Consider the following 21,058-nt stretch of genomic DNA (forward strand, 5'->3'; position numbering starts at 1 on the left):
AATGGGGGGGCCGCACGCACGCGGTTGTTACTTCCGTGCCGTGGCCAGTGCGTGATCCATGGCGCTGGTGAACTCGGCCATATAGTTGGCCTGCACGATGTTGTCGGCGATCTTGAAGAACGGCAGCAAGGTGCGGTACTTCAGTTCGCTGTCACTGAAGATGAAGATCGGTTTGGCGGCATCACCGAAGGCCGTCTTCTTGCGCTCCCATATCCCCTCGGTGCCCTCGACCTCACCGGCAAAGTAGCGCTGGGCATTGCCCTTGCGCTTGCTCTTCTTGCTGCCCGTGGCGTTGGCCTGAAAACCGCTCGATGTCTCGGCAGCGCCCAAGGCAGAGAGGATCTTCATCATCACCCCGCGTGACACGTTGCCGTACTGGTTGGTCGCACCGGATGACGGGATGGCGTATTGGCTGCTCTTCATCAGTCCCTTGGCGATCAAGGCCTTTTCGAAGCGCTTATGAGGCCGCTGCCCTCCCCTGACGGCCTGCTGCAAATAGGTGTCGGCCGGCACACCCGAGGTCCAGGCATCCTTGAAGAATGCGCGGGCCTCGGGGTTGGTTTTCTTGGCCGCCTTTACATACAGGCTCTTGAGCGTCATCGGGGTCGGGCGGTCCAGCCGCTGACGCATAACATCCAGCACACCGGACTTGACCCGCTTGGCCAGCTCGGTCGCGGTACGCGCCAGGACGTACGGCATTTGCTTTTGCTCCAGCTCCCGCGCCGCACGCGACAAGCTCGCGATATCGGGTTGGCCATCGATTCGGATCATGCGCGACCTCTGCAAGGGTTATGGATTGGGGTCACCCGGCAATCTCGCCTGAGCGATACGCTCGACCCAGCCCGCGACCTTGCGCACGCCGAAATAGCCGATCCACACACCGGCGGCAAGGGCCAGGTTGTGGGGTAGCTCGAAGTGTTCGAGGACCGGGATCAGGCCGAGGGTCATCAGCATGCACATCGGGGCTTCGAGCAGCGCTTGGCAGATCGTGCCGCCGCGCCGCATTACGCCGAGGAAGGCCATGATGAGGGTGACCGAGGCGGCGTAGAAAATAGGGGCGTGGTCGTGCATCCAGGCGAGGATGAGCGCCCAGGTGTGGGGTTTGTCAGGCATGTGAATATCCGGAGTTGTCCCTTTCAGGGAGCCATAAATGAAGAAGGCCCGCCAAACTGGCGAGCCTCTTAAATTCGAAAACGAAAACGCCTAGATCAATGTTTTGGCTTCATGATGGGATTGCTGTGGGGATTGGTCAGTGGTTACCAAGCGTTGGCAACGCAAGGGTTCTCCGCGCTTTTGTATGGCTTCAGAAGTTGACTGAGTCCTTTGACTGGAATCTGAGCGGACTGGCCGTTTGCCCTGATCTCGATTTTGTTGGCCTTTCGCAGGGCCTTCCAGAAAGGCTCAAACCAGCCGGCACAAACCCTGCAATCGACATTGAAGGGATTACTGAACTCAACCCCATCCACAACTACATCAAACCCGCCATTTTCGCCGTGAGAGTCAAACGGCTTTCCATTGATCGTTGCCGAAGCTGAAACCGTCTTTTCTTCATCGTCTGCATTGCAGGAAAAGAAAAGAGAGTTCGCTTTCTCGTCACCTACGGAGAACTCTGTCACGCCCTGCCCCCATCCGCTTTCCCATACTTTCGACGATGCATGAGACATTGAGCAGGCAGCAACCAACAGCAGAGCAAGATAACTACGTTTCATGGCATATCCCTATGGTTTAAATGGCAAATAGCCACTCGAACTTTATCACCATAGGAGCAACTGATCACCCGCAAATAAAATTCAGCGTTGAGAGCGGGTTGCGCTGCACCGTCTTTTACAGGCAGCAAAAAGCCCGTCTCATGAACGGGCTTTGCATGCGGAAAAACCGCAAAGTAACGAGAAATCTATAGATCGGGACCGGGGCCGTCAAGCAGCCGCCCTACGAACTTCCAGCGCACCATCAATCCACGCAATACCAGACTTCCAAAGCTGGCGGGTCTTCTCTTCGCCAAATCCCAGCTTCTTTCCCACCACGCCCAGCGAAGTGTCGCGGGAAGTGTAATAACGGATGATCACTTCTCCGCACTCTGGATAACGATTGCGCAGCCTACCCACCAAGCGATCAATCAGTAGCGCCTCATCGTCAGTGATCATCGGATCAGCAACATCATTTTCGCGGGATGCGCAGCAAGACACCCCAGACCCGAGAATCACCCAGCGCCCCCAGTGCTCCAGCAGGTTTTCAACGCTGCGCTCAGTCTTCCTGTAAGTCATCAATCGGTCCCCTGTGTGATTGGTGCTGGCTGCGGCGATCTGGCCCATGCTGTTTTTCATGCCTTGGAATCCTCACCTATGGTTGATTCCTGAATCGCCTCGCAGCCCTTGTTTGGCGTGGCTTTCAGGACATTATCCGAATCGGCGTTTCCACCCTCCTTCCACCCATGGATACCGGCAAAACCCTTGATGTCTAGAACGGCGTGCCACAGTTCCAGCGCGGCACGTTTGCGCGCTTCGGCGGTGGTCTGGATGTAGGTCTGGACGTTACGGCCCATCGCATGATTGATCAGCAGCTCGCCGATCAGGAAGTCGATGCCCTGCTCCGTCCAGCAGGTGCGAGCCAGCTTGCGCAGGTCGTGGCTTGTCCACAGCCCTTGGCCAAGACGGGTGAACACGCTGGAGGCCTGTTTCTCGCTGATGCATTTTCCGGTCTTGCCGGGAAACAGAAAGTCGCCGCTATAGCCTTGGGCTTGCTGGATATTCCGGTACCGACTCAGCAGCGCGCAGACCTGATCGGTGAGGGGCAGCGAATGCTCGGCACGGGTCTTGGTGTTGATGGCCGGCAAGTGCCAGTTGCGAGTCGACAGGCTGATGTGCGACCACTGTGCCCGGCGCGTTTCGCCGATCCGGTTGCCGTGGCACAGCATGAGCAGCGCCAGCATCGCATCGGTAGGCTTGTCGCTGATCACGCCCGCCAACTGGGTGAGCAGTTCGTCGAGCTGGACACCGCGCAGCCTGGCCGCTTTGGCCTTGATTTTGGTCTTGGTGAAATCGCTGAACTTGATCCCGGCCAACGGGTTGTTCGCGATCAGGCCCAGGCCGTGCGCCTTGCGGAATGCGTCCACCAGCAGGCCAAAGATCAGCCGCACAAACTCCAGTGACAGCGTTTCCTGTAGCGGCCATACCAGCCGGGTGTCGACTTCGCGGCGATTGAGGTCGGTTATCGGCAGTTCCCCAAGGCAAGGGATCAGGTGGCAGGCAATGGCTGATTTTGCCGTGCCCTTGCGCCTTGCCGAAAGGCTGCGATTACGTTCCAGACGATCCGAGAACCAGTGCAGTAACTCACCAACCGTTTGCCAGCCGGATACCGCTGCGTTGTCATTTGCCAGCAATCGGCGGCGAACATCGGGCAGCGTGGCCAGTACCGTTTTGGCCGTCTGGTCCGGGTAAGTGCCGATCTTGTTCCAGCGCTTACGCACCACCAGATACCAGGTGCCGCGCGGACGCTCTTCGATAAACCGGAAGTACAGGCCTGGGTAACGCGGATCACGGAGTTTCACGGCAGCGGGATCATCGGCGCGGCGGCGCAGCTCGGCATCGGAAAAGGACACGGCCAGGGTCATGAGCGGCCATCCCCTGCCAGGTCGACGACAATGAATGTGCTGGGCCACATGAGTGCGCCATGAGCAGTTGCCATAGATTCATCGCGGTAAATGGCGATGGCTTGGGCCGGACCGCCGGAAAGGTCTATCAGATGGCTACACGGGTACAGTGCGTAGCGAAACTCAGGAAGGTCGGGCGCCAGAAGCATCGAATAGCTCATCAAAAATGCTCCTTTCGGCCATAACGACCCGCCAAAGAGGACACCTTTGTCGGCCTCTCGACCGGCACAGGTTTCCAGCCGGCGGCCAGATTTTCAAAGCGATTGAACTGCCCCAGAAAGGCGGCGCGCACGGTGCCGGTCTCGATGTCCCGGCCCTTGCCGATGATGATTTCAGCGATGCCCTTGGCTTCGGTGTTTTCGTTGTAAATCTCGTCGCGGTACACGAACAGGATCACGTCGGCGTCCTGCTCGATGGCACCGGAGTCGCGCAGATCGGACGGCATTGGCCGTTTGTTTGGACGCTCGTCGCACTTACGCGAAAGCTGGCTCAGCAGCACGACAGGAATTTTCAACTCTCGCGCAAGTAACTTGCAGCCACGCGTGATACTGCCCAAGTCCTGATTGCGATTGTCACTGCCACCATCGAACAACTGCAGGTAGTCGATCACCAGCAGATCCAGGCCATAGCGCAGCTTGTGACGACGAGCCAGAGAGCGAACCCTCCCAATCGTTGCCGCTGGCCGATCGGCGATGAACAGCGGCGCACTGTGCATGGCTCCAACGGCATAATTGAGTTCGGTTGCATGGTTCTGGCAGGCGGTTCCATTCTTGACCTGGTCGAGCGTTATGCGGCCGATAGATGCGATGGCGCGATCTATCAGTTGTTCCCGAGGCATCTCCAGACTCAAGGCCAGGACCGATTTTCCTTGTCGTACTGAAGCATCCAGCGCAAACCCCATGGCAAGGGTCGTTTTACCCATGGCTGGGCGGCCTGCAACGATGATCAATTGATCCGGCTGTAGGCCCCCGGTCTTGTCGTCCAGGTCCTTGAGGCCTGTAGACAGGCCAATCAGGGTTTCGCCACGCACGTAGCGATCATGCCGCTCTTGCCAGACATCGACCTGATTGACCAGGACATCACCGGCCTTGACGATATCATCGTCACCGCCGTTGCAATCGATGGCCAAGGCAGCGGCCTGGATCGACGCAATCTTGGTCTGGGTGTCCTGCTCGGCCTTGGCAATGTCCATGGCCTGAAGCCCGAGGTCTTGCAGGGCACGGTCAATGGACCGCTCGCGAACGATCCGGGCGTAAGTGGGCGCGCTGACAACGCTCGGAGTGTTCTTGGCGATTTCGGCGCAATAGGCTAGTGCCTTGCGCTTGCTGGGCAGACGATTGATGTGATCACCCACGGTCAGACAGTCCACGGACTTGCCGGCCGACCGAACCGCCAGGATGCCCCGAAACACTTCGGCGTTATCGGCGAAGTAGAACATCTCGGCAGACAGATCATCGCTCAGGGTGTCGATCAGCTCCGGGCACTGGAGCATGGCGCCCAGCAGGCCGTGTTCGGCCTCGACGCTGTAGGGGTTACGCATTGTAATTTCCTTCCACGACCTTGACGAAATTGCTCGGGGCGATCAGCCAGTCGAACGTGGCGCGGAAAGGTGCACTGCCGCCCTTCCCGCTTGATCGACCCATCAGGAAATCCGACTCGGCGACCGTGGCGAAATACTCGGCCCAGAAATCCAGGCTCTGGTGAACATCGCTCTGGTTCCATCTGGCTCGAAGGTATTTCTTGCGGCTTTCGGATACGAGAACCACTGCCGGAAGCGCTGGAGTCATCAGCCGGTTGAACAAATCGACGATGTCCTGAACGGGGCATGGAGGCGAACGCGAAACGCGATTGCCGTCATGTGACGGTTCACTTGATGGTTCCTTTGCGGTTCCTTTACGGTTCTGGGGGCACCTGGTGCCGGGGTGAGGGGCAGGATATGCCGGGGTGGGGGGCATATCCTGCCGGTGTGGTGGGGCATCTGGTGCCGGGGGGCATTTGCTGCCGGGGGCATATCGTGCCGGGGTGATCGTGTACCAGGTCGACCGGCCAAACCGTTGATCGCTTTTCAGCACGGCCGATTCCTCCAGCCATCGCAAAGCGTTGCGTACCGCACGCTCAGAAAGGCAGGTGCGCACGCCTATGGTGGAAATCGAAGGCCAACAAACACCCTCGTCGTTGGCGTTGTCGGCCAGCGAAACCAGCACGGCTTTTTGCGCCGGGCTCATGCCTTGGAGCGGCCAACAGGCCGACATGATTACGGTACTCACAGCGCCACCTCGGATGTCAGATTTGACGTCATGCGGAAGACGGGTGCGGCAGATCGGGTGGTCATCATGGATGCCCTCCTACTGGATAAAAAAACATATAAATCAATGCCCTACTGAGGAATAACTTTAGGGCGGATAATTCACGCTGCGGTGAGGCGTGGTTAAGCGACGGATGTCTGGGGCTTTGCGGGGCACGCATTGCTTCGCAGCCAGGACGCCTCGAACGGCTTGCCATTGGCCTTTGCCAGCGCGGATATTTGCTCTGCGTAATTGGTCTCGCCCGTGTAATCGGTGCGCGGAAGGCATTCAGCGGTCAGCCACTTGTAAACTGCCCGAGGGGTTTTGCCGCAAGCCAAGGCCACCACAGGTACCCCACCTGCATCGTCAATGGATTTTTTGAGATGGCTCATCAAGCCTCCGAAAATATGAACCCGAAGTACATATTATGTCGGAACTGAAAGTACATGCAAGGCCGTGCGATATTGAACCTATGGTTCAGATAGAAGAATTGCGAGAGGCTTTCACAAGCCGACTTAAATCAGCACTGGCAGCTAAAGGCATCCCACAATGGGGGGCAGGCGCTCGCCTTGCGAAAATCGTCAGCGTTACTCCGAAGGCTGCGAGCAAATGGCTGAACGGTGAGGCGATACCTGGTGCTGCCAAAATGCTCACGATTGCTCAAGCGCTTGATGTTCGTATCGAGTGGCTCCAGCACGGCTCTGGCCCAAGTATCACGCATACCCCAACCTCTGCGCCAGCAGTTGTCAGCCCACTACCTGCTGGTGATGAGATTGAAGGCATTGACGAAAAATTTGCCTTGATTCCGCAATACTCCGCCAAGGCTGCTGCCGGATTTGGGCATGAAAACCCGTATGTCGAGTCTATGGGCACGCTTGCGTTTAAGCGCGACTGGCTTCGTAACAAGCATGCAAGCCCTAAAAACCTGATTGTCATATCAGTTGACGGCGACAGCATGTGTCCAACCATCAACCATGAGGACGTGTTGCTGGTCGATAAATCCCGATTCGAGCCTGTCGACAATCAGATTTTCGTGTTGGCTGGTGTAGAGGGAGCAATCGTGAAACGGCTTATCAAGAGTCCATTGGGCGGCTGGATAATTCGCAGTGACAACGAAGAAAGTGCTGATCGCTTACCGCTGCGTAGTGACGTGGACGAGCACCGAGTCATTGGCCAGGTCATTTGGCGGGGTGGCGACCTGTAAACTTAAACTCGAACAAATTAGAAACAACCAAAAGCCAAGGAAAGTTCATGGATGTTGATTCTGCTGGGAAAGGCTTAACGAGCGATGACTTCATCGACTTCCTAGATGAAAAATGCAGTGATTCTGTGTGCGTGGGTTGTCTTGGTGAAAGGTTTACTATCATTGCCGATGACAGGCGTGCCTGCCTTTTCCGGTCAGCAGTGAGGAACTTAGAAAAACCATCGTCGATGCCATTTTATGGTGTTTTTTGCCAAAACTGCGGAACGTTACGATATCACGCGGCAGTGGTAGTCGATCGGTGGGCTGCTGGCAGAGAAGAGAGCCGCCAAGGAGAGCTGCTGGACGAAAGCAATGACTAGTAAATACGCGGCTTCCAGCTTTGAAACAATACGGGCGCAATTTGAAAAATGCACACCAAAAGCTAGCTATGCTGATGTTAACGTCGAAATCGACGTAGAAATCAATGCCAGTGACAAATCCCCCCCTACAGTCAATACTGTCCCCATGACCGACATCACCCGCGAAGAACTCAGCAAGACCCTATCCGCCATCGAAGAGCGGATGGATAAGCGCGTCGAGCGAATGGAGAAGGATGCTGATCGACGAGCTTCCGATGCTCGTCGGGAAATGGAAATGCGAGATGCCGCACTTCGGAATGAGCAAGCCCTACGAGAGCGCTCACTTGATGACCGGCTGAACGGATTCCTTGCAGCTCAAGCCGAGAGAGACAAGGCGCAGCTTGAACGGGACAAGAGATATGAGATGCTCGCCGAGCGAGTGACCCAGGCGGCGGAAGGCGCTGAGGACGCTGCGAAACAAGCCGCGACAGTAAAGTCAAATTATTGGGCTGCGGTCATCGTCCAATTACTTGCCGTCGTAGCAATTCTAGTGGGTGCCTATTTTGCCAATCAGGGAAATACCTTGATGGTTGCTCAAACAACCTTGGCAGCGTTTACTTCAGGACAAAGCTCCTCTGGAGCAGCGAAGGAGCCGCCTGCCATCCCGCCACCGCTAGCAGCACCTGCACCTGCACCTGCAAAGCCAAGCCAATAATCTCAGCCCGGCCAGTGCCGGGCTTTTCATTCCCGGCCTCCCCTACAACTAACTAAGCCCATTCCTGTATTATTGCTTACACCATTCAGTATAGAAATGCACAGTCTTAACTGACTATTTTCACATAACGCTGTGAGCATGCAGAACTTTCACAAAAAAAGGAAACCTCCTACAAAGCTCCGACCACTTGGCTGACTTGTTATTACAAAGCATTGCAAATAATGTGCATAAATATATATAACAAGGAGGACGCCACATGACAAAGTATAAGTCCCACACGAAAAAGCAACTTTCGCCCTATGAATTACTAAGCATGAGAGTTCGGAAAGTGATCAGTAGCCCCGCGGCTCAAGCTACGAAAGCTGTACTGCTCGTGCGTGAGGACAATGACTCACCTGAGAACTGGGATCGGCTCTTTGATGAGATCGAGGAAAACGAAAATGTAACCGTTACCCGTCGGGGTAGCAGTGCTATTCATCTGTCTTGGACCACCTCGGCAGAAGGCTAACAGCCATCATAAAAAGCCCGCCAGCGTGCGGGCTTTTTCACGCCCAGAGGAAAAATGTGTACTTTTGGTACTTGACTCAATATGAACCATTAGTACATATTTGTCAGGTCGCAGCGGTACCGCTCTTTAAAAACCCAACCTCTGAAAGCACCGACCGGCAAGACGGATAGCACAGCCATAGTCTTGAGGCTCCCTGACTGCTCAGCGCTCACAGTGGCAACACTCCCTGAGCACGGCCGAATCGTCTTCAACAAGGCGGTGCAAGCAACAGAATTAGCGCCCTGAGCTTCGGCGTTGAGGGGCGCCGGACCTCATGTGGTGTGCCAAATCAAACCACCCCCAGGCACAGGGCTGTACGCCGCATGTTGTATTGGCCCGATGACCACACCGGCAACGCTGCTGATCCAGCCGGAGTGAACAGGAAAGCCCACCGCCGCACACGACGAAGCCGAAACCTGCCATCAGCAGCGGGGGATTAGGCATACGAGCAACACCACATTGCTGACGCAACAAACCCGGCCTGTCGCCAGTCGCGAGGCCGGGATTTCACCAGATGCAGTTCGCATGAGCTGTATCCGGGAAATCAACCGGAGATCACCAATGACCATTACCGCACCAGCAGCACAGCAAATCATCCAGCCGCCAGCCATCGGTCAGACCTGGCCGGGCCAAGGTGGGATCTACGCCGGCATCGTTCCAGCGCGTAACGGAAACGAGGCTTATCACCTGATAATCGGCGCAGATCTGGGCTTTTTTGAATGGGGTCCGCATGACCACGAATCGCCGGCCACCAACTTGGTCGACGGTCGAGCCAATACCAAATCCATGGTCGAGTCGGGCGACGATTATCCGGCGGCAAAGGCCGTCGCCGCCTACACCACTGATGATCACACCGACTTCTATCTGCCCGCCGCTGCCGAGTTGTACGAAGCTTGGCTGCACTTGGGTGATCAACCGTGGGGCTGGGTCTGGTCGAGTTCGCAACGCTCCGCCAATTACGCCTCCAGCGTGCATTTCAGCGGCGGCATTCACAGCTACTACGTCAAGTTCAACGAGTGTCGCGTCCGCCCTGTTCGCACATTGCCCATTCAGTAATTCATTCAAGCCCTGCGCATGTGGCGCTCTTCACTACCCACCTCGACTGCATTGGCGTGCACCAGACCTGCGCTAACGCTGCGCAGGGGTTTGGTCTCCTCTCTGATGCCCGACCAATGCAGTCCACGGAATCAAATGCCAACGAGATAAATCATGGAAACGATCATCAGCGGCGCATGGACAGGCCATCTCGACCGCGGGCTCGCGCCACGCGAACTCGAATGCACGTTGGCGGCAGCCAGGGGCATGACGGCAAAGGAAATTGCCAGGTTACTGGGCGTTTCCCGGGTGGCGGTATCGAAGCGGCTCACCAGCGCCATGTCCAAACTCAAGGTCAATCGGCAAGCCGCTCTGATCGCCGAAGCGGTGCGCCGGCAGATCATCAGTCCGCTGTGCATCGCGCTGATTGCCCTGCTCGCCATGCACTCAACAACGGGTGACATGCGACTCCCACCGAGACCGCAGGGGCCTCGCGCGTCACACCGCTATGTTTGAAAAATCGCCCACAGCAAGGGCACCCACAAGACAGGCCAATGCGCGCACTCGCGCAGGCCTTTATCAAGGAATGACCCCATGTCCCAGATCATCGTCTGGCCTGACGCTGTGCGCGTAGCAGCCGAGGCCCGCGAAGCCATGCGCCTGCGCTGTCAGGTTGCAACCCAAAATTTTCTCTCTACCTCAGGTCTTGCAGAGCCAGTTTGCCGCGTTCGCTTTCAGATCCAGGTGAAGGGCAAAGCCTTTCACATCGTCAACCTGTCGACCGGGAAGGTATGCGGGTTTTGCTTTACCTACCGCGCTGCGCAGAACTTCGTCGACGCCATGGAGACCGCAGCCAACCAGAAGCTTGTCCCCCGCCCGCTTCAATCGCGAGGCCGACCATGATCAGTAACGAGCTTTCAATGATCCAGCACAACAGCGTTCTGTCTGCGCAACTGGCCGACGCGATAGACAACTTCCTGAATCGAGGCGGCGTGATCGCCACGCTGCAAGGCTTCGTGCACAAGCCGAAGCCACCGGCCAAGGCCTATGGGCGTATCGATGATGACCTCAAGCCCAAGGTGCCGAGGCGCAAGCAGGTCGAGAGCAAGCCCTGCGACAACACCACCGCATTGTCAGAGGCCGAGCAAAAGGCGCGCACCGAAATAGAAGACAGCGTGCGCCTGCTGGCAAAGACGATGACGCTCGCGGAGACGATCCGAGAGACGGGCATGAGCAACACCCGGCTGCGCAATATGGCCAAGGCCTGTGGGTTTCAGTTTAAGCGGTATGACCCGACGCCGTCGCTCAAGCCGAACAGCGTTAACCGGGTCGCGGACGCGATGAACGTGGTGCGCATCAAGGCGGCTCGGGATCGCGGGCTGTCCCGTAAGGATGCGTGTGCAGAGCTGCGTATGAGCAGTTCGCTGATGAAGCGGCTACTGAGCGAATACAGCATCGACTTCCCGCTACATCCACCAGGCCGCAAATGAAGCGTCTCCACAACCGCGCCCGGCATGGCTGGCGTTGGATGATCCTGCTAAGGATCTGTGATTGAATAATCAAGCCCTGTCAATCGTCACGATGCCTATCGCAACTGTAACATTCGTCGGCACCATTCTCGATAACAGCATTCCTTATAGCTTCATCTACTTCGGCGACGCTAGCGAAGATACCTGCAAGATCACCACTGGCAAACTTCTCTCTACCAAGCTCAACCGCTTCCTCGACATCATCACTACCAGCTAAATAGGTGCCTTCATGGTATTCACATTCTTCAAGAGCGCCAGCATCGATAGCTATGCCGATAGCGACATTATGCTGATTTTCCTGCTCTTCCATTAAACGTTTTGCTCCACCCATGACGCTAACCTCCATTAAGTGAGTGAGAAATATGGCAAAAATGTGGAAAACGTCCAGTAAACATTTGCTATGCGACCCACAGAACTCATTTACAAAATCAATCGACCGTCTACCAGTTTCCTTCAAAGCGATACCGATTACGAACGCCAACGTTCTGAGCAGGAATGCGCACTGGTTTAAGCAATAATTTTTTGCGGCGACCAACCCTCAATCCCCGCAGCAACTTACGTTTAGCGGCAAGATAAGCGTTCCTTGAGTGCATCGTAAGCTTCTAGAAAGTGGCGTCTTTGCCTTAGGGCCTCAGGGCGCTCTCGAAAATCAGCGATTTCAAGTTTCCCTTTAACTTTGAATGTCTCGAGAAAAGTGCTGCGCTCCGAAACCAATATATCGGGCTGATTATATCCTTCAAATTGGCTTCCAGTGATATCGATCAACCAGCACTGATACTTTAGCCAGACATGACTTTCAAGTTCTCGATCACTCCCCCCTTTCTCTCCGTAAATACGTAGAGCCCCTGGTAATCCCTGATCCTTAAGATAAGCGGCCAAAAGCATTGAGGAGTCGTCACAGGACGCAAAAGGAAATTCATTTGTAATCGAGATATTGAAGTGAAAACCCTCCCACGATAGATCATGGAGAGCAGACCTAAATGCCGTCACCATTTGAAACAAGTCATTCTGCGTCAAAACAAACACTCCTTTTCAATGCGACCCAATATACCGGCGAGGCGCCTTTGTGCCCATTACTTATGGCAGCGTATGTAGCGGTATCGAGGCCACGACTGTGGCTTGGCATCCTTCAGGTCTCCGCGCAGCTTGGTACGCAGAGATCGAAACCTTCCCCTGCGCTGTACTGGCTCACCGCTACCCCAGCACGCCAAACCACGGCGACATGACCCACCTTGTCGCCAAGGTACTGGCCGCTCAATACCTGCACCTGACCTACTAGTCGGCGGCACACCCTGCCAGGCATTCAGCGTGGCCGGCATGCGCGCCGGTCTGGCAGATCCCCGTGGAGCCCTAACCATAAAATACGTGGAGCTGCTCAATGCAATTGACCATGTTCGAACCCGTCGAGGCGATCCCGAGGCCGTCTGCCTCTGGGAAAACGTCCCCGGCGTCCTCAGTGACAAGGGGAACGCCTTCGGCTGTTTCCTCGCTGCCTTGGTGGGCGAATCCGAAGAACTTCAGCCACCAGGGCAAAAATGGAAAGACGCTGGTTGTGTGTATGGCCCCCGGAGAACAGTCGCGTGGCGGATTCTGGATGCCCAATATTTCGGCCTGGCCCAACGGCGCCGCCGTGTGTTCGTTGTCGCAAGTGCTCGAAAAGGGTTCGATCCCGTCGAAGTACTTTTTGAGCGAGAAGGCATGCGTCGGGATATTGCGCCGCGCAGAGGTCAGGGGCAAAACCCTGCCGGACACTCTCCTTTCGGCCCTTCGGTGCAGTGCGAATATGGAGATCCACACAATCGGGATGACGGCACGGCAATCGGCGTAATCGAGGAGGTGTCCGCATTCGGTGGCCATAGCCTAGGTGGCTCGATAGAGCAGACAGCAACGCTGACAACCAAAGCCACCAGATTGGACATAGAGAGCGAGACCTTTGTGATTACGTCAGCAGTGGCTGGCACGTTGCGCAGTACCAATGGCGGATCGGATGTAGATCACGCCATGGCCGGCCATCTGGTCTCGGGTACGTTAAATGCCAATGGCAAAGCCGCTGGGAGTGCTACGCAACAGGCTGGTGAATCGAGGCTGCTGATTGTCCACGGCACACAAGATCCCTGTATTTCCAACAAGGCTTTTGCTCTTGGCAGGAATAACGGACAGGAAAACGTGCTGGCTTTCAGTGGCACTGATCAAGGTGTCGATGCCTATGACGTCACCCACGCCATCCAGGCCGGAGCCGCCCGGACCAACCCAAGGAGTGGGCCTGATGGGGTAGGCGTCCAGATAGATCGGGCCTACACCCTTGAAGCGCGGGCTGAAGTGCAAGCTGTACAGATTCGCTCCAAGGTCCGGCGCCTCACACCTCGCGAGTACGAACGCCTTCAAGGCTTTCCCGACGATTACACCCTGATCCCCTATCGCGGCAGACCTGCCGATCAATGTCCAGACGGACCACGCTACAAGGCAATCGGCAACAGTAAAGCCGTGCCGATCGTTCGCTGGATAGGTAGCCGAATCCTTCTACAGCTTTGACCCACCTCATTTGCCGCCATGCGCGGCCCCCTAATATTACAGGCACCAATCATGGCAGCAGCACAGAAAATCGAGTTTCACACTCACCCAGGCGCATGGTTCCGCCAAGAGTTGCTGATTCCCATTTTCGGAATCAGCCCAGAGGCAGCGCGCAAATATCGCAGCAGCGGCATATGGCTCGAAGGTAAGCACTGGCGCAAAGACCCTGCCAATCGCATGGTGTACAGCCGCCTGGCTATTGAGCACTGGATGGAAGGGCGTCCATGACCGACACGCTCCCACCGGGAGTTGCCAAGCTGCCCTCGGGCATAGAGATCCAAGGCAACATGATCCGCATATCGTTTTATTTGAATGGTCAGCGCTGCAAGGAACCGTTGGCCGGCATTACGAAGATCAACAAGGCATCGATTGCGTATGCCAGTAATAAACGCTTGGCGATTCTGGCGGAAATCAAGGAAGGTCGATTCGATTATCTCGCTCACTTCCCCGAGTCGGCCAAGGCAGCCATGCTGTCGGGTCGTGCTGGCGGGGATTCGAAGCGCACAGTTGCTGAAGGGGTAACCCGGTGGATGGAGGTTCAACGCGCCAAGAAGGCCTCCAGCACCAGTCGTAATTATCAATACAAGGCCAATCACGTAACCACCAGATTCGGTCAACAACGGCGCATTGCTGAAGTGAACAAAAGCGACCTTGAGCTGTTCCAGGCCCAACTGTTGAAGAAGGGTCTGTCGCCTAAGACCGTGAATGACATCTTCACGGTTGTGCGTGGCGTATGGGGGGATGCATTCGCTGATGGCGTGATTCGGACCAATCCCTTGGAGCGCATCAAGAACATTGAACGGGACCTGGACGAGGACAGTGCCGATCCGTTCACCCGCGAAGAAATGGAAACTATCAGCAAAATCAAAACACCCCGGCAACAGGATGTGAACATGATCCTGTTTGACTGCTGGGCAGGGTTGTCGGTATCGGAACTGATCGCGCTGGGGTGGGATGATGTCGATCTGGAGGGCGGGACGCTGATGGTGAGGCGTGCGCGGGTTGAGTCGGAATACAAGGTGCCAAAGGAGAAAAGCCGCGCCAGATGCGTGGAGCTTATCGACCCCGCTATTGAATATCTTCGGGCTCAGCATGAAATCACGAGCCACCTGCCGCCCGTAACGGTGGAAATCATGCAGCGTGATAACGTGACATCGAAGCGGGAAAATGTTCGCTTTGTCTTCCGCAATGGCCAGAGTGGTGAGCCGTGGTATACATCAAGCGTTGGTCGCTGGTTCAAAACCCATCTCAGCGCCGTAGGTGTACGGCACCGAGGACCGAACCAGTGCCGCCACACATTCGCCAGCCAGGCGCTGTCGAGCTATGTACCGGTCGAATGGGTAGCTCGACAGCTGGGTCACACCGATACCACGATGGTCAAAAAGCACTATGGTCGGTGGATTCCAAGCGATACAAAAAGCCTGGCCGGTCTGGTGTCGCAAATGATGGGCTTCCGCCAGTCAGACAGCAGCGAAGCGATGCAAAATCCAGGACCATTTTAGGACCAAATCCCGCCCGCCCTGCCCCGCTGCACACCATCCAATCTCCCAAAGCCCCGCATATAGCGGCCCTGAGCGGTATGCATTATGTATCTCACGGGTTCGAATCCCTCTTTCACCGCCATATTCGATACAAGCTAAAGCCCTGATTTTCCTCGAGAAAGTCGGGGCTTTTTCTTTTCAGACACCCTGTTTAGGGCAAATTTAGGGCAAAAATGGCGACTTTCAGGCCGCCAAATGCCGCTTCAGACCGCAAAAATCCCTTCCCCGGCGTTCTGCCAACGAAACCTCTATTCCTTGAATCCACCGCGACGCAAAATCAATAGCACTCCTGGCCTCTACTGCCGATGGTGTCAGTTGCAGTTCACCGTCCAGAGCTGATCAATCCGGGTCGTGTAGCTCTGGCTCATTATCTCGCGCTTCATTGCCCAATCCGGATTAAGCGGCACGTTCCCCGACCTGACGGTACCCCGCCCCCATCGGCTATTGATCTAGTCGACTACCTTCATCAGTTGATCCATTTCCGCAGACTGCCGCGCTGCAAACAGATCGCCCGTGAACTCACCAGGCTGACGTAGATCGAGCAGCAGCACCTCGGACTTGCGGTAGCGATAGCCTTTCCGAAAAATCCGGTCGACCGCTTCGCTAGACATCCGAGTCAGCGGCAACGTTTCATTGGTGGGGTAAGGCAACTCCACCAGCGCGCCTTGTGCGTATCTCGCTACGTCAGGGTTGAACATGCCTGTCCGCATGCTGATACGCATGCGTTTGCACACCGAGCCTTGAGCACACAGCTTTTCAGAGGTGCACGTCACATTGAATGCGTGGCAAACCCGAGTAGTGGCATTTTGCCCTAACCTGATGTACCTTCAACAACAAACAGTTTTGATGGATGAGGATACGAAATGGATAGCAACTACTTTCAAGATACCATCTCAAAAATATATGGTGACGATGATGACTTTGTTGTTATCGGACTAACTGGCCGTACTGGCAGTGGCTGCTCCACAGTGGCGAGCATTCTTTCTAGTAAAGGAGGCGATATTAGACACTCTCTATTTTCAGGCCACGATCCAAAAGACACCAATCAGAGGAAGCAGAAGGTCATCTTTAATTGTTTCAAACACAACTGGAAACCCTTCATTACCATCCAAGCCAGCACCGTTCTATTATTGATGTTATCTGAAGTCAGCATTTCGGAATCAGGAATTTTCATCGGACGATCAGGAGAGTTAACACCTGAAACCTCAAAAAATACAGCGGATATTCTCAAATCCATTCGAGACCACTCACTCAACACTGACGACATTAACTCTTTGCGAGAATTTTATACACAATTCCTTCCAGCAAAAAACTCCGAACTAAAAGAGGCAATGGGAGCAGCTCCTTATGTTAAATTATTCCAACTCATTGGCAATAACTTACGAAATTCTGGCAGCGTCACATCCGGAGAAGTTATTAGCGGCAAGTTATTTTCACTAGCCGAGCGAATCAACAACATAATTAAAGAGATTCGCAAAGCTAGAGCTGATGGCGACAAAACCTTTATAGTGATCGATGCGATCAGGAATCCATTTGAAGCCATATACTTCCAAGACAGATATTCTTCATCTTATCTAATGGCCGTTTCTTGCAATGATGAAGAGCGAAAGCGTCGACTGCGCGGGCTTCGCTATACCGACGCTCAGATAGATGTGCTTGATAAAGAAGAATACGGAAAGTTAGATGCGACCAATCAAAAAGCTTATGTCAAGCAAGACATTAAAGCATGCTTGCAACGAGCAGACTTGCATGTAAACAACCCTGACTCAGGAAACATGGTCTCGAACTTTAATTCCTTAGCAGATCAACTATTAACATTTTTTGCATTAATGATCAGACCAGGATTAGTAACACCAACCCCATTAGAGCGCTGCATGCAAATTGCTTATACGGCGAAGCTTAATTCTGGATGCATCTCCAGACAAGTAGGCGCCGTGGTTACCGATGTTAATTTTTCAGTCCAGTCCGTTGGATGGAATGACACACCATTCGGCCAAGTCCCATGCAGTCTGCGCAATCGGTTTGATCTAACAAATGGCCATGACCAAAATGCTTATTCAGAATATGAAAAACTTGACGTTAAATTCATTAACTCAATCAGCTCAGGGAATGAAAAATTCATAAAAATTGCCAATACCGGCAGAAACATCTCATACTGCTTTAAAGACGAATACAATAAACTGACCGGCAAAGAAAACCAAGTCCATACAAGATCTCTCCATGCAGAAGAAAATGCTTTCCTGCAGATATCAAAATACGGTGGGAGAGGCGTTGAAAACGGAAAACTATTTACAACAGCCAGCCCATGTGAGCTATGCTCAAAGAAAGCCTATCAACTAGGCATAAAAGAAATTTATTACATAGACCCCTACCCAGGAATTGCAATGAGCCACATATTAATGGGCGGAAGCAGAAATCCAGAACTAGTTATATTTTCTGGAGCCATAGGCAGAGCATTTCATAATTTATACTCACCAAAGCTATCATTCAAAGATGAACTTAACGCACTATCCACCGAACAACCGTCTTGATTAACACTTAGTAAGACTACCAAAAACATTCCATAAACCCACCTAACCCAAGGTGGATCTCACACCTAGGAAAGGTCTGAAGTAGGCCGCGTTTTATACAGCCCTCTTGGCTCGAGGTTAAAAAGCGCTGATCCGGCCAACTAATCAGACCTTTACCGCTCTTAAGGGCACCTCTAAAAACCCAAGGTTCGGGATCCTAGGCTATACTCCCAGCGTCCTAACCAAACCAGGCCTGCTCTCATGTTTACTTTGTTTTCCGACCAAAAACGTGAAGCGAAGCTCGACCAGTGTAAACGCGCCATAAACCCCACTCTTTACAAGATGGGGTTTATGGCGCGTTTACGTTATTTTAACCACTAGGATTTTTCCGAATGAATTATGACCTTGCTAAATTCTGAGGTTTACCCAGCCTTTCGATCTCATTAAGCAATATATGTACTCTTGTACTTGGATTTAGCTCGCCGCACTTTTCTGCATCAGCCAACATTTTCTCAGCAGCCTGACGGGCCAATTCCAAAGGAGCCCCATACAGCCTCTCAAACACACCCTTAGTTCTACCCTTATCATAATCAGCCATTCCAGCCTTCGTCCTCAAATCAACCAACAAACAATCACCAGCAGATCTTTTACCCTGCTCCATATACGGTTTCCTACACACACCAAAATGAATTAAAAACCATATCTCAAAACATGGATAAGACGCAATTACAGTGACATTTTTGTGTGGCTGCGCAAGCGAAATCGCCTCATCAAATGTCTCATGCTTATCGCGATCAATTGCGCAATATATTTCATCATAATTTCTCTTATTTTTTATCGCATGCAAAACTATATTCTTAGGGTCCGTAGCACCTATATGAGCCACTTCAACCTTAGCATTTGAACGATACCATTTAGCAGCATCCAGAAAATACTCCTTACTAGAAACCTTGTCCTCGCAAACAATCAACACTGTAGGCTGCACTTTAAATCTTGCAGGTTTACGACGCAAATCCCCAACTGACTTAGCCACATCAATCCCCTTTCAATACGGGCAAGCCACGATACCTTCCTTCAAAATAACGCTTTTCTACATCTTCACTATCTCGCCCTTCAAAATCATGAATAGAAAACAAATTAGTAGCACCATTTATATCTCTATCCGTTATCCAGTACTGGTCCCTGCGTAAAATCTTTGTATTCATGAGGTGAGTATCATGCGTGGTAAATAATAGTTGACCTTCTCCATCCTCATCTAAAAGCTTACTGATTAACCTTTCAACAATCTTAGGGTGCAAACTGCTGTCAAATTCATCAACAACCACGAGCCTAGGTGATGTAGCAGTCAGCCATTTCCAAGGAAGCCAAAATCCCATCAAATTTTGAGTGCCGCCAGATTCTTCTTCTATGCCAAACTCTGCGCTCCCTAGGGCAGTCGTATGAGTAAGTCTCGTTTTAAACTCTTTGTCTGCCATAGCCCAGTGCCCACGTGGGGCTTTAGATCCATCATCAGTTTGCCTTGCAGGATTTGGAATTTTCTCAAAATCAATTTTTGTAATGGGAACATCTAAATCAAACAAAAACCTTTCTAAGTCTTCGTTCATTTCAGGATACTTTTGCAAATGAGATCTAGTCAACATTGACCAATTTCGCATTCCATCCTGACCAATATAAACATATCGACTCTTAAACCATCTGTAAGCCGCAGTTATCTGATTAAAGCTTTCACTACTATGTAGTCCCACGCTATACAAAAATAGATTCCCAGGTCCTGTCAAGTCTCGCCAAGCTTCGTGAAGGATACTATTCCCTTCCAAGCCACTTCCAAAAACATAAACCTCGCCTTCTTCAATCGAATATTTCCTTGAGTAAAGCACTAGCGCCTTACCTTTTGGATATACAACTAAAGACTCATATGTTATTCGCTCACAAGTAGCGCTTACCAGATACTCATACCGGACTCCTTCAGATATGAAATTATATTCAAATCTGCTAGGTGCCTGCATTAATTCAGAATCAAAACGAAATGGACTAACAGGAATTTCGTCATCAGGGGTTCTATGAAGAATCATCTTAGGAACGAAATTTATAGCTGCAGCAAGACTTGACTTCCCAGAAGCATTCGAACCATAAATTGCAGCTACTTTAAGAAGCGCTGGAAAGTTCTCACCATCAAGCTCAGGTTTAAATGTATTTTTCTTCTTACCAAGCCTGGGCGCAGCCACCATTGATAGAGTTTGTCTATCTCTAAACGATTTGTAATTAGTTACTGAAAACTCAATTAACATGTGAAAATTCCGCTATTGGATGGTTAAATAGATCAATATTACAGCAGATAAGGCCGTTAGCTGCATTTTTTTTGCAGCTCGCTAGGAGCAGGCGAGCTGCCATGTCATTGAGTTTTAAATGTTAAAACGCAGTCAAACAAAAAAATCAACTTTAGAAAAACACTTATCTCCCTCCCGCCGACGGGCTTTGTGTCCCTTTTTTGTGCAAACCCGAGGTGTGGTGCAACCGATGCTCCAGCCCACGCCGGCCGTGGGGTTGCGCAGAGGAACAGCCATTGCACAACGTGCAAGGTTTTGCAGAGAAATGTCATCGCGTTGCACAGCGCACTACAGGCCAGCGCCGGTGGGTCAATTCTTGGAAGGCCCGGCCCGCCTGGGTGAAAAATTGAAAAACCGGCGAAAGGTGCAGTTTTCAAAATCGGCGCGGCTCTAAAAGAGAGCGCCAAACCGCATGCGGGATAGGGCAAATAAAGCCTGAGAGTCAAGCCACACAAGGGCTGCAGCGGTTTTCATGCCTTGCACAAAATCACTTGGAGCAACACCGCCGACAATGCGAAGGAGCCCCTCAGATCCTCAACCTGAATTTTCAATTTCACCCCCTATTTGGCCTCGTCTGGCTGTCTCACGGCGCGCTATCACTCACAGGGACGGCCATGGGGCTCAGACTCATACTCACAATCTGCCTACAGGGCACGTAAACCGGGGGATTGGGCTTGCAGAAATGTAAGCGCGCCATAAACCCCACTCTTAACAAGATGGGGTTTTTCGTCATCGCGGGATCTGCGGCGAGCAGTTCCACGGCAGCAAGGCTTCGAAGTCTTCCACCGACACCGCCTGGGGCAGACG

At 53.1% G+C, this 21,058-nt stretch carries 24 protein-coding genes and 2 pseudogenes; 12 read left to right on the forward strand and 14 right to left on the reverse strand.

All coding sequences use genetic code 11. The features are described from left to right. Positions 1–27: 27 nt before the first annotated feature. The 9 genes from ACYP2A_RS01665 to ACYP2A_RS01705 all read right to left on the reverse strand — a co-directional run bounded on the left by ACYP2A_RS01665 (position 28) and on the right by ACYP2A_RS01705 (position 6,326). Positions 28–771, reverse strand: coding sequence for a hypothetical protein (locus tag ACYP2A_RS01665; RefSeq protein ID WP_459742164.1), 744 nt, complete (start codon positions 769–771; stop codon positions 28–30). A gap of 18 nt (positions 772–789) precedes the next feature. Further along, positions 790–1,113: a phage holin, lambda family gene (locus ACYP2A_RS01670; protein ID WP_459742166.1), complete on the reverse strand. Its 324-nt coding sequence runs from the start codon at positions 1,111–1,113 to the stop codon at positions 790–792. A gap of 143 nt (positions 1,114–1,256) precedes the next feature. Then, the gene (locus tag ACYP2A_RS01675; protein WP_459742168.1) at positions 1,257–1,709 is read right to left on the reverse strand and encodes a hypothetical protein; all 453 of its coding nucleotides are present in this window, start codon (positions 1,707–1,709) and stop codon (positions 1,257–1,259) included. 207 nt (positions 1,710–1,916) lie between these two features. Further along, positions 1,917–2,264 carry an antiterminator Q family protein gene (locus ACYP2A_RS01680; protein WP_459742209.1) on the reverse strand — a complete coding sequence of 116 codons (348 nt, stop codon included), beginning with the start codon at positions 2,262–2,264 and terminating at the stop codon, positions 1,917–1,919. Between the two features lie 56 nt (positions 2,265–2,320). Then, positions 2,321–3,610, reverse strand: a complete 1,290-nt coding sequence (locus ACYP2A_RS01685; RefSeq protein ID WP_459742170.1) for a tyrosine-type recombinase/integrase — start codon at positions 3,608–3,610, stop codon at positions 2,321–2,323. Further along, positions 3,607–3,810: a hypothetical protein gene (locus tag ACYP2A_RS01690; RefSeq protein ID WP_459742172.1), complete on the reverse strand. Its 204-nt coding sequence runs from the start codon at positions 3,808–3,810 to the stop codon at positions 3,607–3,609. Before ACYP2A_RS01690 ends, ACYP2A_RS01685 begins: the two co-directional genes overlap by 4 nt. Further along, the gene (gene dnaB / locus ACYP2A_RS01695) at positions 3,810–5,189 is read right to left on the reverse strand and encodes a replicative DNA helicase (RefSeq protein WP_459742173.1); all 1,380 of its coding nucleotides are present in this window, start codon (positions 5,187–5,189) and stop codon (positions 3,810–3,812) included. The genes ACYP2A_RS01690 and dnaB overlap by 1 nt, the downstream gene beginning before the upstream one ends. Then, complete coding sequence (locus tag ACYP2A_RS01700; protein WP_459742175.1) at positions 5,182–5,916, reverse strand: helix-turn-helix domain-containing protein; 735 nt, start codon at positions 5,914–5,916, stop codon at positions 5,182–5,184. Before ACYP2A_RS01700 ends, dnaB begins: the two co-directional genes overlap by 8 nt. A gap of 161 nt (positions 5,917–6,077) precedes the next feature. Beyond that, a complete protein-coding gene (locus ACYP2A_RS01705) occupies positions 6,078–6,326 on the reverse strand; it encodes a helix-turn-helix domain-containing protein (protein WP_459742178.1) in 249 nt (82 codons plus the stop codon). A 35-nt stretch (positions 6,327–6,361) separates the two neighbouring features. Between ACYP2A_RS01705 and ACYP2A_RS01710 the strand changes: the two genes are divergently transcribed. The 8 genes from ACYP2A_RS01710 (at position 6,362) to ACYP2A_RS01745 (ending at position 11,263) form a co-directional block, all read left to right on the forward strand. After that, positions 6,362–7,138: a LexA family transcriptional regulator gene (locus tag ACYP2A_RS01710; protein ID WP_459742179.1), complete on the forward strand. Its 777-nt coding sequence runs from the start codon at positions 6,362–6,364 to the stop codon at positions 7,136–7,138. A gap of 47 nt (positions 7,139–7,185) precedes the next feature. Next, on the forward strand, positions 7,186–7,497 hold the full coding sequence (locus tag ACYP2A_RS01715) for a hypothetical protein (protein WP_459742181.1): 312 nt from the start codon (positions 7,186–7,188) through the stop codon (positions 7,495–7,497). After that, positions 7,490–8,191 (forward strand): hypothetical protein, encoded by a 702-nt coding sequence (locus ACYP2A_RS01720; protein ID WP_459742183.1) that lies wholly within the window; start codon positions 7,490–7,492, stop codon positions 8,189–8,191. The genes ACYP2A_RS01715 and ACYP2A_RS01720 overlap by 8 nt, the downstream gene beginning before the upstream one ends. A 256-nt stretch (positions 8,192–8,447) precedes the next feature. Continuing rightward, a complete protein-coding gene (locus tag ACYP2A_RS01725; RefSeq protein WP_459742185.1) occupies positions 8,448–8,699 on the forward strand; it encodes a DUF1654 domain-containing protein in 252 nt (83 codons plus the stop codon). A 600-nt stretch (positions 8,700–9,299) separates the two neighbouring features. After that, positions 9,300–9,794, forward strand: coding sequence for an Lcl C-terminal domain-containing protein (locus ACYP2A_RS01730; RefSeq protein WP_459742187.1), 495 nt, complete (start codon positions 9,300–9,302; stop codon positions 9,792–9,794). 153 nt (positions 9,795–9,947) lie between these two features. Beyond that, positions 9,948–10,289, forward strand: coding sequence for a response regulator transcription factor (locus ACYP2A_RS01735; RefSeq protein WP_459742189.1), 342 nt, complete (start codon positions 9,948–9,950; stop codon positions 10,287–10,289). Between the two features lie 78 nt (positions 10,290–10,367). Then, positions 10,368–10,676: a hypothetical protein gene (locus ACYP2A_RS01740; protein WP_459742191.1), complete on the forward strand. Its 309-nt coding sequence runs from the start codon at positions 10,368–10,370 to the stop codon at positions 10,674–10,676. Then, a complete protein-coding gene (locus tag ACYP2A_RS01745; protein WP_459742192.1) occupies positions 10,673–11,263 on the forward strand; it encodes a hypothetical protein in 591 nt (196 codons plus the stop codon). The genes ACYP2A_RS01740 and ACYP2A_RS01745 overlap by 4 nt, the downstream gene beginning before the upstream one ends. Before the next feature lie 79 nt (positions 11,264–11,342). On the opposite strand, the gene ACYP2A_RS01750 is transcribed toward ACYP2A_RS01745, so the two are convergent. Then, positions 11,343–11,633: a hypothetical protein gene (locus ACYP2A_RS01750; protein ID WP_459742193.1), complete on the reverse strand. Its 291-nt coding sequence runs from the start codon at positions 11,631–11,633 to the stop codon at positions 11,343–11,345. Between the two features lie 230 nt (positions 11,634–11,863). Beyond that, positions 11,864–12,319 carry a hypothetical protein gene (locus ACYP2A_RS01755; RefSeq protein ID WP_459742194.1) on the reverse strand — a complete coding sequence of 152 codons (456 nt, stop codon included), beginning with the start codon at positions 12,317–12,319 and terminating at the stop codon, positions 11,864–11,866. A 49-nt stretch (positions 12,320–12,368) separates the two neighbouring features. Between ACYP2A_RS01755 and dcm the strand changes: the two are divergent. From dcm to ACYP2A_RS01770, 3 genes and pseudogenes are all read left to right on the forward strand, one after another. Continuing rightward, positions 12,369–13,834, forward strand: a pseudogene (gene dcm / locus ACYP2A_RS01760) (DNA (cytosine-5-)-methyltransferase). Positions 13,835–13,885: 51 nt separating this feature from the next. Further along, positions 13,886–14,101: a DNA-binding protein gene (locus tag ACYP2A_RS01765; RefSeq protein WP_459742196.1), complete on the forward strand. Its 216-nt coding sequence runs from the start codon at positions 13,886–13,888 to the stop codon at positions 14,099–14,101. Then, positions 14,098–15,375 (forward strand): Arm DNA-binding domain-containing protein, encoded by a 1,278-nt coding sequence (locus ACYP2A_RS01770; RefSeq protein WP_459742198.1) that lies wholly within the window; start codon positions 14,098–14,100, stop codon positions 15,373–15,375. Before ACYP2A_RS01765 ends, ACYP2A_RS01770 begins: the two co-directional genes overlap by 4 nt. A 350-nt stretch (positions 15,376–15,725) precedes the next feature. On the opposite strand, the pseudogene ACYP2A_RS01775 reads toward ACYP2A_RS01770, so the two are convergent. Beyond that, a pseudogene (locus ACYP2A_RS01775) lies at positions 15,726–16,178 on the reverse strand (DUF4113 domain-containing protein); the annotation flags it as partial. Between the two features lie 99 nt (positions 16,179–16,277). On the opposite strand from ACYP2A_RS01775, the gene ACYP2A_RS01780 reads away from it, so the two are divergent. Beyond that, complete coding sequence (locus tag ACYP2A_RS01780) at positions 16,278–17,945, forward strand: hypothetical protein (protein WP_459742201.1); 1,668 nt, start codon at positions 16,278–16,280, stop codon at positions 17,943–17,945. Positions 17,946–18,321: 376 nt separating this feature from the next. On the opposite strand, the gene ACYP2A_RS01785 is transcribed toward ACYP2A_RS01780, so the two are convergent. Both ACYP2A_RS01785 and ACYP2A_RS01790 read right to left on the reverse strand, forming a co-directional pair. Beyond that, a complete protein-coding gene (locus ACYP2A_RS01785; RefSeq protein ID WP_459742202.1) occupies positions 18,322–18,957 on the reverse strand; it encodes an RloB family protein in 636 nt (211 codons plus the stop codon). A 1-nt stretch (position 18,958) separates the two neighbouring features. Continuing rightward, positions 18,959–20,212 (reverse strand): AAA family ATPase, encoded by a 1,254-nt coding sequence (locus tag ACYP2A_RS01790; RefSeq protein WP_459742203.1) that lies wholly within the window; start codon positions 20,210–20,212, stop codon positions 18,959–18,961. Between the last annotated feature and the right edge of the window lie 846 nt (positions 20,213–21,058).

It is taken from the genome of Pseudomonas sp. 3A(2025) (genome assembly GCF_054589175.1).